At 66.3% G+C, this 13,390-nt stretch carries 17 protein-coding genes; 5 read left to right on the top strand and 12 right to left on the bottom strand.

The window, feature by feature from the left end; translation table 11 throughout:
* Window positions 1-6: 6 nt before the first annotated feature.
* The 5 genes from A9X00_RS30425 to A9X00_RS00895 all read right to left on the bottom strand — a co-directional run bounded on the left by A9X00_RS30425 (window position 7) and on the right by A9X00_RS00895 (window position 3,798).
* Complete coding sequence (locus A9X00_RS30425; protein ID WP_156771867.1) at window positions 7-357, bottom strand: hypothetical protein; 351 nt, start codon at window positions 355-357, stop codon at window positions 7-9.
* A gap of 10 nt (window positions 358-367) precedes the next feature.
* Window positions 368-859, bottom strand: coding sequence for a barstar family protein (locus A9X00_RS29475; protein ID WP_197515007.1), 492 nt, complete (start codon window positions 857-859; stop codon window positions 368-370).
* Between the two features lie 7 nt (window positions 860-866).
* Window positions 867-1,373: a hypothetical protein gene (locus A9X00_RS30420; RefSeq protein ID WP_156771866.1), complete on the bottom strand. Its 507-nt coding sequence runs from the start codon at window positions 1,371-1,373 to the stop codon at window positions 867-869.
* 66 nt (window positions 1,374-1,439) lie between these two features.
* Complete coding sequence (locus A9X00_RS29470; RefSeq protein ID WP_197515006.1) at window positions 1,440-3,482, bottom strand: PPE domain-containing protein; 2,043 nt, start codon at window positions 3,480-3,482, stop codon at window positions 1,440-1,442.
* Between the two features lie 16 nt (window positions 3,483-3,498).
* Window positions 3,499-3,798: a PE family protein gene (locus A9X00_RS00895; protein WP_067147833.1), complete on the bottom strand. Its 300-nt coding sequence runs from the start codon at window positions 3,796-3,798 to the stop codon at window positions 3,499-3,501.
* Between the two features lie 124 nt (window positions 3,799-3,922).
* Here A9X00_RS00895 and A9X00_RS00890 point away from each other — a divergent pair, with 124 nt between their 5' ends.
* Window positions 3,923-4,756, top strand: coding sequence for an SAM-dependent methyltransferase (locus A9X00_RS00890; RefSeq protein WP_067147830.1), 834 nt, complete (start codon window positions 3,923-3,925; stop codon window positions 4,754-4,756).
* Between the two features lies 1 nt (window position 4,757).
* Here A9X00_RS00890 and A9X00_RS00885 read toward each other — a convergent pair whose 3' ends face one another.
* Window positions 4,758-5,570: a family 16 glycosylhydrolase gene (locus tag A9X00_RS00885; protein WP_067147827.1), complete on the bottom strand. Its 813-nt coding sequence runs from the start codon at window positions 5,568-5,570 to the stop codon at window positions 4,758-4,760.
* 252 nt (window positions 5,571-5,822) lie between these two features.
* Between A9X00_RS00885 and A9X00_RS29465 the strand changes: the two genes are divergently transcribed.
* Together A9X00_RS29465 and A9X00_RS00880 are read left to right on the top strand one after the other, a co-directional pair.
* Entirely contained in the window at window positions 5,823-6,020 is a 198-nt protein-coding gene (locus A9X00_RS29465) for a hypothetical protein (RefSeq protein WP_082974606.1), read from the top strand.
* 115 nt (window positions 6,021-6,135) lie between these two features.
* The gene (locus A9X00_RS00880) at window positions 6,136-6,336 is read left to right on the top strand and encodes a hypothetical protein (protein WP_232006632.1); all 201 of its coding nucleotides are present in this window, start codon (window positions 6,136-6,138) and stop codon (window positions 6,334-6,336) included.
* A 9-nt stretch (window positions 6,337-6,345) separates the two neighbouring features.
* On the opposite strand, the gene A9X00_RS00875 is transcribed toward A9X00_RS00880, so the two are convergent.
* Window positions 6,346-6,987, bottom strand: a complete 642-nt coding sequence (locus tag A9X00_RS00875) for a cutinase family protein (RefSeq protein WP_232006635.1) — start codon at window positions 6,985-6,987, stop codon at window positions 6,346-6,348.
* Between the two features lie 94 nt (window positions 6,988-7,081).
* Here A9X00_RS00875 and A9X00_RS00870 point away from each other — a divergent pair, with 94 nt between their 5' ends.
* Window positions 7,082-7,759 (top strand): class I SAM-dependent methyltransferase, encoded by a 678-nt coding sequence (locus A9X00_RS00870; RefSeq protein WP_067147817.1) that lies wholly within the window; start codon window positions 7,082-7,084, stop codon window positions 7,757-7,759.
* On the opposite strand, the gene A9X00_RS00865 is transcribed toward A9X00_RS00870, so the two are convergent.
* The 4 genes from A9X00_RS00865 to A9X00_RS00850 all read right to left on the bottom strand — a co-directional run bounded on the left by A9X00_RS00865 (window position 7,740) and on the right by A9X00_RS00850 (window position 11,422).
* Window positions 7,740-8,816 carry a prenyltransferase gene (locus A9X00_RS00865; protein WP_067147814.1) on the bottom strand — a complete coding sequence of 359 codons (1,077 nt, stop codon included), beginning with the start codon at window positions 8,814-8,816 and terminating at the stop codon, window positions 7,740-7,742. The two genes, A9X00_RS00870 and A9X00_RS00865, sit on opposite strands and share 20 nt — an antisense overlap.
* Window positions 8,803-9,573 carry a class I SAM-dependent methyltransferase gene (locus A9X00_RS00860; RefSeq protein ID WP_067147811.1) on the bottom strand — a complete coding sequence of 257 codons (771 nt, stop codon included), beginning with the start codon at window positions 9,571-9,573 and terminating at the stop codon, window positions 8,803-8,805. Before A9X00_RS00860 ends, A9X00_RS00865 begins: the two co-directional genes overlap by 14 nt.
* Window positions 9,567-10,796, bottom strand: a complete 1,230-nt coding sequence (locus tag A9X00_RS00855) for a glycosyltransferase family 4 protein (RefSeq protein WP_067147808.1) — start codon at window positions 10,794-10,796, stop codon at window positions 9,567-9,569. The genes A9X00_RS00860 and A9X00_RS00855 overlap by 7 nt, the downstream gene beginning before the upstream one ends.
* Before the next feature lie 197 nt (window positions 10,797-10,993).
* On the bottom strand, window positions 10,994-11,422 hold the full coding sequence (locus A9X00_RS00850) for a cellulose-binding domain-containing protein (RefSeq protein WP_067148106.1): 429 nt from the start codon (window positions 11,420-11,422) through the stop codon (window positions 10,994-10,996).
* Window positions 11,423-11,626: 204 nt separating this feature from the next.
* Here A9X00_RS00850 and A9X00_RS00845 point away from each other — a divergent pair, with 204 nt between their 5' ends.
* Complete coding sequence (locus tag A9X00_RS00845; RefSeq protein ID WP_082974618.1) at window positions 11,627-12,337, top strand: DUF1906 domain-containing protein; 711 nt, start codon at window positions 11,627-11,629, stop codon at window positions 12,335-12,337.
* 7 nt (window positions 12,338-12,344) lie between these two features.
* On the opposite strand, the gene A9X00_RS00840 is transcribed toward A9X00_RS00845, so the two are convergent.
* Window positions 12,345-13,235: an alpha/beta fold hydrolase gene (locus tag A9X00_RS00840; protein WP_067147801.1), complete on the bottom strand. Its 891-nt coding sequence runs from the start codon at window positions 13,233-13,235 to the stop codon at window positions 12,345-12,347.
* Window positions 13,236-13,390 lie beyond the last annotated feature (155 nt).

Here is a 13,390-nt window from a genome sequence, read left to right as displayed (position 1 = left end):
GAGCTGTCACCTTACTTCGCCTGCATCGAGGGGTGATGGCGGTTCATACCGTTGGAGTTCGGTGCGAATCGTGGCGATAATCTCCCGTACGTCGGCTTCTTCTTCATGAGTCAAGCGAAACCGTCCTTCATCAAGGATCAATGCATAGATGATTTCAAGCTGACCCCACTGTCGGAGCAACGAATTAGTCCAGGATGGATCCGCGACTTCTTCGAGAGATCGGATTATCGACTTCAGGTCACGGTCCACCCGTTCAAGTCCAACGAATCCGCCGCTGTAATCCTTCAGCGAGTCAAGCGCGAGTTGCCGAAGATAGGCAATCCGGCCGATTGAAGCCTCATTGTTCGTCAAGGTCACAGTCCGGTGCTCAGACGGCAACGGTCGCGACATCGGTTCCGACGGTTAGCCAACGCTCCCGGACCGCGCGGACTTCACTGTTCGGAACCGATAGCAATAGGCCGAATGCTGCTGGCGGATCGGCTTCGTCACGGTAGTAGTCCCGATAGAATGGTATTTTCTTAGCAAACCAAGAAAAAACTTCCGGCTGGCCAGTAAGAAGCAAGTGCGCGTTATTTATTTCGGTCAGGTAGCCGGAAGCAGGTGGTTTGCCCTCGGCTGCATTAATCATGTTGTCCAAGTCACGCATGAAATCATTAAATGCATTCATATTCCGCCCGAACCATGGCGGGAAATGCCACACCGTGGCGAACGCGTCGAAAAGAGCATCGAGCGTTTCGATATGCGCGCCGTCGACTGTTCGAAGCTCGACTCCGGCCGGAGGCAGCAACGGCGACGGCATCGCAGCGTGCACACCAACGCATGCCCCGTGGGCCGCGGCGCCTAAGACGAATTCGTCCAAATTCGCTTCAGTCCCAGTAGATCGAAGAAGACAAGAACAATCCCCAGATGAATCGTGCACCGTAAGGCTCTCCATTCCATGAGAATTCGTACTCTTCGTATGCAGGAAGAAATTCATCGAACAGGGGTTGCTTGTCGCGGAGCGCTATGGGGCCAAACTGCTCAGCGAATTCGCTGATGTCCACGCTCCAAGTGGGCAGCTCGGTCGGAGAACCGACCTCCGGCCGACTGGCTGTCGCGTGCAAGTATCCGGCCGACTCGAGTAATCCCGCTTTACCAACCATGGCATGAAAGCTGAATCCAGGCCAAAACACGCTGTCGTACTTCAGTGACACGGAACCCGATTCTGTAATGCCCAGCAACTTTTGCATCTGCTCAAAACGGGAAGCTTCGTCGCGAAGGGCTTCGGCTATTCGGTCATGTAGGATTTCCGCGTCACCCAAGGAGAGCCCGTGTTCAGCAAGTTTTGCTTCTAGCTGAGTCATCTTATTCGCCATTGACATTCTGAGCTTCATCGTCAACAGAATGTAGGCTTCGAAATCTCTTATGGCCGTACGTGAGGGTATATTCATGCTAACCCCTTATCTGCCGATGTACGGCAAGAATTGATGAAGGTCGCCCACGAACACTGTCACCGTTCCATCAGGATGTACCACCATTGCTTTCCCATAGCCCAAGTCCGCCGGTAATACCACCTTGGTTCCGTCGGGCACGTTAACAATTCCCCCGGTTTCACCGAACGCGGCTTTCGCGGCGATGTCGGTTGCCTCCACAGCCTGGTCCTGATTGAGATGGAGGCCAGAGATCCGGTCCGCCAGTGTATCTAACCTGGTTCCTCTGGGAAGAACGGAGATCTCCTTACCAATTTCCCGTGCCTGGTCGACGAGACTCGGAGTTGAAGGCCCACCAGGTTGTTGGGAACCGGGCGCATGTGGTTGCTCTGGCGCAGGCTGTGTCCAGGACGGTATATCCGCGCGTGCCGCGTCCTTGCCGGGCGTATATTCCGCATTCGACGATTTCAGTTGGTTCTCGAGCTGCGCCTTCCACGCATTGTAGGTCCACGCTTCTTGGTTGTAGGCGTTCACCGCTTCCAAATTGGTCGGATCGGGCGGCCGAGAATTGTGCTCCAATATGTCTTTTATTAATTGCTGGTATGCCCTCTGCGCTGCCTCCACCGACTTCGGGACCGGCGGGCTAGCCCAGGAGGGAGGAGACGGTGGGCGTAGAGGCGGGTTGCCCGGCGACGGCGGGGGAGGCGGCGGTGGTATCGGCGGTTGCGGAGCGAGCGGCGGTGGGATGGACGGCGCTTGCGGCGCTTGGCCCGGTCCGGTGCCGAGCATCTGGGCGCCGGGACCACTCGGCCCGTTGCCATCGGGCGCCGGCCCCTGGGGGCCACTTTGCGGTGCAGGTGGCGGGGGCGCCGGCGGTGGAGAGGTGAGTGGTTGTGGCGGTGGCGGTGGGATGTTCTTCGTGTGCGCGGTGTCGCCGAGATCCAACTGGGGTCGTTGCGACGGTGTCGAGGCAACGGTGGGCCGTGGTGGTTCGGGGTGGACGTAGGCCATCGGCTGAGCGTCCGTCGATGTCGCACTCGTTGTCGTCAGAGCACCGGCGTTGAGCATGCCGGGGCTCGCACCGCTGGCCTGCTTGGCCGTCGGCGGGGTGAAACCGTCGCCCTTGGGCCGGACGTAGCTGGTCAATCCGGCACCCGGATAGCCGCTGGCCACACCACCCGGCCCCGGCGCCGATCCTGTTGGCGGACTTAGCGTTTCGGCCCGCGCGGTCATTGCCTGCTGAACAGGGGAAGAGGCTACGCCCTGACTACCGGGGGTAGCGGTTGGCGCGGGAAGCCCCCCGGCCTGCGACTGCTGGGCGAACATGCCCGCCGGGGCCTGTGGGGCCGCGGCGACCGGTTGGGCGGCAGTTTGCGTGGCCGCCAACGGAGCCACCGCCTGGGCCGCGGCCGCTGCCGGGGTCATCGCCGCTTGGACGGCCTGCTCGCTGGCCTGCATCGTCACCCCTGCGGCGGCCATCGCCGCGTTCTCAGCCAACGCCGCGGCGGCAACGGCCGGCGCCGCCGCCGACGCTCCAGCCACGGCCGGCGGAAACGGAACCATGATCGCCGCAGTACTCGCGCGCAGCGCCGCCCCGTAGGCCGCGCCCGCGGCGGCATTGCGCGGCCACATCTGCCCGTAATACTCGAGGTTCAACGCCGTGATCCGCGGGGTCAACGCGCCCAATACGGTTGGGTTAATGTGTTGGGCAGTAGCCTCTTCCATCCGATTGGCCAGCGCTTGCTCAGCGGTCACCATCGACGCGAGCGCGGTCTGGTGAGCGCTGGCCGCCGCCGCCACGTGCGGCACCTTCTCCAAGAGTGCCGCGGCGAGGAGTTGATGCTGGGTGTCCAGCGCGGTCTGGGTGGTCGCCGAGGCGGTCGCACCGGCTCCCTGCCAACTGGCGCCATAGGTTGCCGCGCCGGCCGTGGCCGAGGCCGCCATGACTGTCTGCAGATTCGCCGCTTCGGCGCTCAAGGTCTCCCCGTAGGCCAACGTGGGCGCCGGGCCAGACCCCGACGCCAACGCCGTGTAGTTGGCCTCCGGGCTAAACGTCGGCCACGGGTGCGACACCAGATTCCCTTGGCCGCTAAAGTGTCATGGCCGCCGCGCGCGTCGCCTCGCTGGCCACGGTGGTCGCCTCCGCCAACGACTGGGCGTCGGAGAACAACACCCGCTGGGCCGCATGCTCACCCGCGGCCGCCACGTACGCGGCACCCACCGCGGCCAGCGCCGCGGCGAACGCCATCGAATCGGCGTCGGTGCCCATCGGCATGACTCCCAACAGCGTCGGCGAGCCCGCGGTCGCACTAGCGCCAGTCTGCGCAGCCAGCTCTGCCTGGATCGAAGCCGCGGCCCCCACCGCAGCCGGCTCCATTGCGAATACCATCGCCCATCACCTCCCTGAACACCCCGCGGGCGATTATCAGCCAGCTTAACCAGCGCAGGCCACCCGTCGCAGTTCACCAAAACCCCACACCGACCCGTCAGACCCGCCAACTACTGTCAGCCCCATGCACTCGATCACCCACGTTTCGGACACGGCGCGCTGGACGGCGCTGCATCGGGCCACCGAATCGGCCCGTCCCGACGCGCTTTTCAGCGACCCGCTCGCCGAGCGCCTCGCCGGTGAACACGGCCGCGCGATCGTCGCCAACGTCCCCCGGTCGACGCGCAACGGGTGGTGGCTCGTCGCGCGCACCAAGATCATCGACGACGCCATCGCCGAAGCGATCGCGGGCGGCTGCGACCGGGTGCTGAACCTGGCCGCCGGTCTGGACACGCGGCCGTACCGGTTGGAGCTTCCGGCGGAGTTCACCTGGGTGGAGGCGGACCTGCCGAAGCTGCTGGAGGAAAAGACGCAGGTGCTCGCGGATCAGACTCCGCGGTGCCGGTTGACCCGCGTCGCCGTCGACCTGGCCGACCCGCAGGCCCGCGACGCCTTCCTCGACGACGCGCTGGACGGCGCGACCAAAGCGCTGGTGTTGACCGAGGGCCTGTTGATGTATCTGGAAGACAGCGACGTCGTCTCGCTTTCGGCGGCGATCAGGCGACCCGAGGTGGCCTGGTGGATGCTCGACTTCGCCGGCCCCGGCCTCAAACGGCTGATGAACAAGAAGATGGCCGGCATGCTGCAAAACGCGCCGTTCAAGTTCGCGCCCGAGAACGGCTTGGCCTATTTCGAAGACCTCGGCTGGCGCACGGTGCAGGTGCAAGCGCTGTATCTGGCGGCCCATCGGTTCCGTCGGTTACCGCTGTTCATGCGCCCGCTCACGTGGTTGCCCCAGCCTGACCCACGTCGTCCCGGCGGCAGGGCCTGGAGCGCGACGGCGCTGCTCACCCAGTGAGCTACCAGACGCGGATCCAGTCGACGAGCATGTCCGCGGGATAGGTTCCCGGGCCCGGGTCGCCGCCGCCCGAACCGGCGACCGCAAGGTTGAACACCGGGTAGACGACGTAGCCGGGGTTGTTGAACGGCCAGTCCGGAAGCGAGCTGGCGGGTACATCGAAGTAGGGCTGGGCGCCGTCGGTGTAGTCCTTCCAGAAGCGGATGCCGGTCGCGTCCCACTGGGTGCGCCAGGTGTGCCAGGCGCTGTCCATCGCGATGTTGTGGGTCTTCCACTCGCCGCCGTTCGCCTTCGCGTGCACGGTGGTGGCCGAGGGCCAGTTGCCGTTGCCGTACCACTCCATGACGTCGATCTCGCCCTGATCGTCATTACCCAGCCAGTAGGCGGGCCAGGCGCCGGCGGTCAGGCAATTGAGCTTGATCCGGGCCTCCCACGTGTGCCCGACGCCGCCCCGCCACAGGCTTTGCACCTTGCCGCTGAAGTAGGTGGGCCCGTCCTTGGCCGCGCGCAGCACCAGGTTGGAGTTGCCGTCGAGAAACACGTTCTTGCGATCGTCGCGGTACTGCCCGATGTGCTCGGGCAGCTCCCAGTAGGTCGGGTCCTTGATCGTCTCGCGGGCCTTGGCCACCGCCCACTTGGACGGGTCGGGGGCCGAGCCGGCCGGCCCGTCGAATTCGTCCTGGAAGATGTAGGTCTGGCCGCTGGGTGTGTCTGGTCGACTCGGGAAGGCGCAGGCCTCGGGGAGCGGCAGCGCGGCCGCCAGCACGCCGATCCCGGCCGTCAGCATCATCCGGCGACGGTCCATCTCTGGCATAAGCAAGGCACCCTAGCAGCCGGTCGTGCCCTAGGTCGAAACGGAAATTCTGTCGGTGGCCGTCGCTAGCGTGTGGATCGCCGCTGGCGCAAACGGACGGCGGCGGGGCAGTGGGTGCGGAATGACGCCGAAATTCATGGCTAATTCTCAACTTGGCACGTGGTTTCGTCACAGGATCCGCAGGGCATCCTGGATTACGAACCGATAAACACTGTTCATGCTTTTGCGGATTGCTCGGGAGGAGTTGGAATCATGGCGGACGCAGCCGGGGCGACGGTCATTTTCCTTCAATCCCATCCCGCATGGGCCGCGGCCCGGCGGCGGGACCGGGAACGTCACGACGCGATGCGTCGCCATCCCTCCTTCCTTGCCCGACGGCGCGCCGCCGCAGCGGGTGGCCCGGTCACCCGCGACTTCAAGGTGTACTCGAGCACCGACACCCCGGCCTGAAATCCGCCGCCTTTATACCGCGGAATGCGCGACAATTCATTAATCCCAATTCCGTTGTAATGCAATCCATTAACATCGGATGCGCGACGGTCGGTGCAGCGGCATAATTCTTCGCGTGGCCCAGACGCGCAGGACAAAGGCGCTCGCAAACCCCTCCCAGCCCCATGGCGCACTCCTGCACGAATTGGAGCGCTACATCGAGGCCCACAACCCCGGCGTGACCGACGTCAACGTCGTCAGCGCGACGGACACCGGTCAGGCGGACACCAGCCACAAGCCGGTACGGCACTGGTATCAGGTCACGTACGAAGCCTGAATCGCGAGCTCAGAGCTTGCCCGCGACGAAATCGGCGGCCTGGTTGGCCATGCCCGCGTCGATGTAGGCGCTGGCGAGGTGTTGAGGCCAGTTCTCTTTCCAGGTGTTCGGGTCGGCCGGGTTGCAGACGGGGTCGGCGCCGTGGCACAGCTCGATGGTTCGGTCGTTGTAGAGCGGGTTGAAGTTCGTGATCGGACCCGCCCATGCGCTTCCATTGCCGAACAGCGCGACGGCGGCGATGTGCTGATCGGTGCCGTCCGGAAGGGGGCTGTCGAAACCGAACGCGTTGAACGGCACCGCGAGCACCACGTCGGTCACCGCCGCGCCGAGCGAGTAGCCGCCCAGCACCAGTCGGGTGTCCGGGCAACTGCTGACCATGGACTGGATGTGATGGCTCATGTCGTTGGCCCCGATGTCGATCTGCGTGTCGGCGGGGTAATTGACGGCGTAGACGCCGATGTTCTTCGAAACCTTGGATCGCAGCGCACTGATGAACGCGCTGCCGAGCGCGCCGGTGCCGGGCGACTCGTATCGTCCGCGGGCGAAGACGACCTGCACGGGGGGACAGCTCGCGGCGGCGGCCTCGGGCGTCCCCGCCGGCACCACCGCGGGCGTCAAAGTCAACGCCGCCGCGACAGCAACGGCGGCCATCCCGATTTCAAGCAACCTGCGAACAGCCAAAGCACGCACAGCACGATGGTAGAGCGAGCGCGTCGGTTGGGCAGCGGTCGGATAGGTTCGCCTCATGAGCCACGCCGACGCCGAGTCACCCGAGCGCCTGTTTGCGCTTGCAGAGCAGGTGCAGGGCTTCATGCCGCCCGACGAGGGACGCGCGCTCTACGACGCGGCGCTGCGGTACCTCGACGGCGGCATCGGCGTCGAGGTCGGCACCTACTGCGGCAAATCGACCCTGTTGCTCGGCGCGGCGGCCGAACAGACCAACAGCGTGCTCTACACCGTCGACCATCACCACGGCTCGGAAGAACACCAACCCGGGTGGGAGTACCACGACGCCTCGATGGTCGATGACGTGACGGGTCTGTTCGACACGCTGCCGACGTTCCGCCGCACGCTGGACGCCGCGGGGCTCGACGACCACGTCGTCGCCGTCGTGGGCAAGTCGCCGGTGGTGGCCCGCGGGTGGCGGGCACCGCTACGGTTGCTGTTCATCGACGGCGGCCACTCCGAGAAGGCCGCCAACGAGGACTTCGAGGGGTGGGCGAAGTGGGTGGACGCCGGCGGGGCGCTGATCATCCACGACGTTTTCCCCGACCCGCGCGACGGCGGCCGCCCGCCCTACTACATCTATCGCCGCGCGCTGGATTCCGGTCAGTTCCGGGAGGTTTCGGCCACCGGGTCGCTGCGGGTGCTCGAACGCACCGGCGGGGGACCGGGTGACCCGATTACCGGCCGGGACCGCTGACCACGCACTCGCAGTCGAAGTCGGTCTGCAGCCCCATGGGCAGCCCTTCGCCGCGGAAGATGCCGCTGCCTTTGGTGGTGTCCGACAGCGCGTCGGCCGCCAGGATCATCGCCGCGCCTGTCCAGGTGGTGCGCTCCTCGGGCCACCGCTTGCCGTCGGCGAAAACCAAACCGGTCCAATAGGATCCGTCCTCTTCGCGCAGGTGCTGCATCGCGGCGAACTGCCGGTGCGCGGCGGAGCGGTGACCGATGGCGTCGAGGGCCATCACCAGTTCGCAGGTTTCGGCGCCGGTCACCCAGGGCCGATCGTCGACGCAGCGGATCCCGAGGCCGCCCACCACGAAGTCGTCCCAGCGTTGCCTGATCCGCCGGGCCGCCGCGGGGCCCCGCAGGGCACCGCCCAGGATCGGGTAGTACCAGTCCATCGAGTAGCGGTCCTTTTCGGTGAACGCCTCCGGATGCACGGCGATCGCGTGGCCCAGCCGCCCGAGTGCCAGCTCCCATTCCGGCTGGGGATCCCCGACCAGCACAGCCAGCGCCAGCGCGCAGCGGATGCTGTGGAACACGCTGGCGCAACCGGTCAGCAGCGCTTCCGGGACGGGCCCGGCTTCGCTTCGCGCCCAGGCGATTTCGCCGTAGCCGAACTGCAAATCGATGACGAAGTCGATCGCCTTGTGCACCACCGGCCACATCTCGGCGGCGAAGGACCTGTCGCCGGTGATCAGCACGTGATGCCAGACGCCGGTGGCGATGTATGCGCAGAAGTTGCTGTCGCTGTTGGCGTCTTCGACGACGCCCGCGCGGGTTTGGATGGGCCAGGAGCCGTCGGCCCGCTGCGTGCGGCGGCTCCACTCGAACGCGGCCCGCGCCGGCTCCAGCAGTCCGGCCGCGGTGAGCGCCATCGCGCATTCCACGTGGTCCCACGGGTCGGTGTGGCCACCCGCGAACCAGGGGATGGCGCCCGACGATTCCTGGTCCGCCGCTATCGACTTCGCGGTCTGCCGACACTGGTCCGGGGTGAGGACACCCGGAATCGCCGGCGCGCTAACTCGACGCAACTGAATATCCCGGGGCGGCTTCGCTTTCCGCGGCGGGCGGCGCGGCGTAGTACTTCGCGAAATACAGGACAACGCTCTTTCCGACGAGCGGGTTGAGCAGTGACTCGGCCAGCTGCGTCACCCTGGGCCGGCGCATCAGGTCCCACACCAGGAGCTTGTGGTAGGCGGTGACGGCGGGGTTCTCCGAATTCGACACGCCCACCGCGCATTTCAGCCACCAGAACGGCGAGTGCAAGGCGTGCGCGTGATGGGCGTGGATCAATTCGATTCCGCCGCCCGCGATCTTGCCGCGCAACTCGTCGGCCCGGTAGATGCGCACATGCCCACCCTCGTTGGCGTGGTATTCGTCGGAAAGCAGCCAGCAGATCCGCTCGGGAAGCCAGCGCGGGACGCTGACCGCCAGTGTCCCACCGACTTTGAGGACCCTGATCAGTTCGGCGATGGCGGCGTCGTCCTGCGGGACGTGCTCGAGGATCTCCGAGGCGATGACGCAGTCGAACGTCTCGTCGGCGTACGGCAGGCTCAGCGCGTCACCGAGCACCACCTCCGCCGAGGCCGCCTCGGGCGCCTCCCCGGTCTCGGCCATCGCCTTCAGGATGGTGTCGACGGAACGCAGTTCGTCCGGATCGCGGTCGAAGGCGACGACGTCGGCGCCGCGCCGATAGGCCTCGAAGGCGTGCCGGCCGGCGCCGCATCCCACGTCGATCACCTTGGTGGACGGTCCGATACCGAGCCGGTCGAAATCTATTGTCAGCATCGCGCGATCGCCCGCTCGTAGACCTGCACGGTCTGGGCGGCCACCGCTTCCCAGCTGAACACGTTGATCGCGCGTTCCCTGCCTGCCTTGCCCATGGTGCGGCGCTTTTCCGGCGAGTCGAGCAGCTCGCCGAGCGCGCCGGTCAGGGCGTCGACGTCGGCCGGCGGCACCAGCTCGGCGCAGGCGCCGTCGGTCCCCAGGACCTCGGGCAGCGCGCCCACCCGGCTGGCCACGATCGGCGTCCCGCTCGCCATGGCTTCCACCGCGGGCAGCGAAAACCCTTCGTAGAGAGACGGAATGCAGGCGACCTCGGCCGACGCGAACAGGGCGGCGAGCGCTTCGTCGGACAACCCGCTGGTGATGTGGACGATGTCCGAGATCCCCAGTTCCGCAATCAGTTTGTGGGTGGGACCGTTGGGTTCCACCTTGGCGACGAGCCGCAATTCGACGTCGCGGCGCGTGCGCAGCCGGGCGACCGCGTGCAACAGCGTCCGCACACCCTTCAGCGGGGTGTCGGCGCTGGCGATCGCGATGATGCGGCCGGGTTGGCGGGGGCCCGATGCCGGCCGGAACAGCTCGGTGTTCACGCCCAGCGGCACGACGTGCAGTTGCTCGCGGGCGACGCCGAAGTCGGCGACGATGTCCGCGGCCGACGACGACGAGACCGTCAACAGGTCGGGGATCCGGCGGGCCACCTGCTCCTGCATCTTGGAGAACCCGTACCAGCGGTGCACCAGCGGTTTGCGCCACCAGCGCGCGGCCGCCACGTCGAGCACGCGGTCGCGGGTGATGGGGTGATGCACCGTGGCCACCACCGGCAGCCCCGCGTCGGCGATCGCCAGCAGCCCGGTGCCCAGGCTCTGGTTGTCGTGCACCAGGTCGAAGTCGTCGGCGCGCTCGGCCAGCAGTCGGGCCACGCGCATGGTGAAGGTCCGCGGTTCGGGGAATCCCGCCGTCCACACGGTCAGCAGCTCGAGCAGGTCGATCGAGTCCCGGATCTCGCTGGGGCGCGGCACCCGGAACGGGTCGGGCTCACGGTAGAGGTCCAGGCTGGGCACCTTGGTCAACCGCACCCGCGGATCGAGCAGCTCGGGATAGGGCTGGCCGGAGAACACCTCGACGTCGTGGCCGAGTTCGACCAGGCCGCGGCTGAGATGGCGCACGTAGACGCCCTGTCCGCCGCAATGGTCCTTACTGCGATAGGACAGCAGGGCAATTCGCATACTCAACTCTTATCCGCCGAGGAAAAATCGCGGGCGGGCGGCCCCCAATCCATCGCGATCAACGGACTCCCGAGCGCCGTGACAGCAAACTGGACATGTGTCCAGACTATAGTTCGCCGACCTAATTGATGCAATCGAAGGCGGAACACAGCGTTCAGTGTGCCCTCAGGGCTTCGCCGGTTGCGACGCAGCCGCCGCTAGCTGCAGGGATATTGCCCGTTGAGCACGCAGTTCACCGGCGGCGAGTAGGTGCCGCTCAGCACGCCCCGCATGCCACCCGTGGCCGAACCAAGGGGCGGAATGACGCGATTCCAGTTCGCGGGGGTGATGACGAAGTGCGTGCCGTACTGGGTGAAGGAGCTGTTCCACGTGTGGGAGATGCCTTCTCCCGCCGGCAAGTCGAATTCGATCTTCCAATCGCTCAGGGGCGCCGCGCTCGCGTTGGTGACGGTGAAGTTGGCGATGAAACCGGTCTGCCACGTGTGTTCCACCGACAACGTCGCAGCGGCCGCGGCCGCGTGAGTCGCGGGGGCGGCGGCGAGTCCGAGGGCGGCAACCGTCACCGCCGACACGGTCACGTGAAGCGCTGCGCGCCAGCGCTTCACGTAATTGGTCAGTCGGTCCATGGTGGCCAACACTAACGACGAGCAGGCGATATCGGCCCGCGCATCGCAGGTAGCTGCACGACCTTTGCGCAATCGAAACCGTCGCGAAATCGGCGGAGACCGCCGCCCCGCGGGGCGAGCCCGCTTTGTTACCATCGCGCCGTGCACGACGGATGGCGATCGGTCTCACGACGCGACGCCCTCAAATATGCGTTCGCGCCGGCCATGCTGGGCCTGGCCGCGCCGCTCGCGCAGCAACGGGCATCGGCCGCCGACCTGCAACTGATCGATTTCGCCGAGAAAAGGATCGCGCCCGCCGAGATCAAGGCGGCGGGCTACGGCGGGGTGGTGAACTACGTGTCGGCGTCGCGGCCGGGCGCCAACTTCGAGGCCAAGCCCATCACGCGCGAGTACGCGGACGCGCTGCGCGCCGCCGGCCTGCAGATCGTCAGCAACTTCCAGTACGGCAAACCCGGCTGGCCCGACCCGTCGGATTACACCCGCGGATACGACGGCGGGGTGGCCGACGCGCACACCGCCCTGCAACTGCACAACGCGGCGGGCGGGACGGCGTCGGCCCCGATCTTCTTCAGCGTCGACGACAACATCGACGAGAACACCTGGAACGGCCCTGCGGTGCAATGGTTTCGGGGCATCAACTCGGCGCTGGGCGTGGGCCGCACCGGCATCTACGGGCACGCCCGGGCGTGCGGCTGGGCGATCCGCGACGGCGTCATCGGGAACTCGACGACCCCCGGCCACCGCTGGGCGTGGCAGACCAGGTCATGGTCGAACGGGGAGCGCGAACCGGCGGCGGTGCTGTATCAGACCGTGGTCAACAGCCCGTCGAATCCGAGCCCGCTGCTGGGCGGGATCAACGTGGACATCGACGACGTCCTCGCGGCCGACTACGGCCAATGGGATCTTCCGCGCTGATTTGGCCCTACATCCCCAGGTGAACCGACCTGTCACCGTTCGTCTGGGGGGTCGCCGACGGGGTCGTCGACGCGATGAAGTCCTCCAGGATGTCCGCCACCGCCGATGGCGCCTCGACATGCGGAAAGTGCCCGATTCCCTCCAGCACCTCCAGGCGACTGCCCTCCAGCGCATCGTGGGCAGCGTAGGCGTGGGCCACGGGAATGATCCGGTCCTGGTCGCCCCAGATAAGCACGACGGGCATCCCAGCAGTGAGGTGGATCTTGTTCAAAGCGCTGACCGCCTGACCGCGGTAGTCCACCACTGAGCGCAACGTCCGCAAAAAGGCCTGGCGGGTCCGTCGATCGGACAGCGAGGAGTAGGCGTGCCACATCTGACCGGCTCGCGGCGACTGAATCCCGGCCGAGGTCAGCCACGAACCCAGCTTGTTCCCGAGGTTCAGCACCGGCTGCGGGGCGACGACGGGCAAGACGAACTCGGCGCCCGGTGCGGACAGGATCCGCAGCACGGGGCTGAGGTCGGGCCCGAGGCCGCCGCTGCCGATAAGGGCGAGCCGCTCGCAATGCTCCCGGTGCTGGTGGGCGAACTGCATCGCGATGCCGCCGCCGAGGGACTGCCCGATCACCGTTGCCCGGTCCACCCCGAGCTCGTCGAGCAGGTCGCGCAGGAAGACGGCGAAGGCTCCCAGCGAGTAGTCGCCACGCGGTTTCGCGGACATGCCGTGGCCGAGCAGGTCCGGCGCGATGACGCGGTATTTCTTTGACAGCTGCGGAATGATCGCATGCCACGTCGCGGAGCTGCCGGCCATCCCGTGGATCAGCAACACGGCGGGGCCGTCGCCGGCATCCCGGTAGGCGATCCGGTCTCCGTGAAGTTCGAGATACTTCAATTCGCTCATGTCAGCGTTTACCCAGCTTCGGTAGTCGGACGCGTCGACTATTGGCCATGGTACGTAACTTACGCCTTCGTAGGTTACCGGTGGGTAATAGTGTGGCTGGCCTCACGGTGGGCTCGAAATGCCCGGCGCCCCGCGAGTCGGTGGCTCACGGGGCG

It is taken from the genome of Mycobacterium sp. 1245805.9, from assembly GCF_001672915.1.
Lineage (GTDB): Bacteria > Actinomycetota > Actinomycetes > Mycobacteriales > Mycobacteriaceae > Mycobacterium.
Note: the sequence above shows the minus strand (reverse complement) of the source record. Positions and strands in the feature narration are given on the sequence as shown.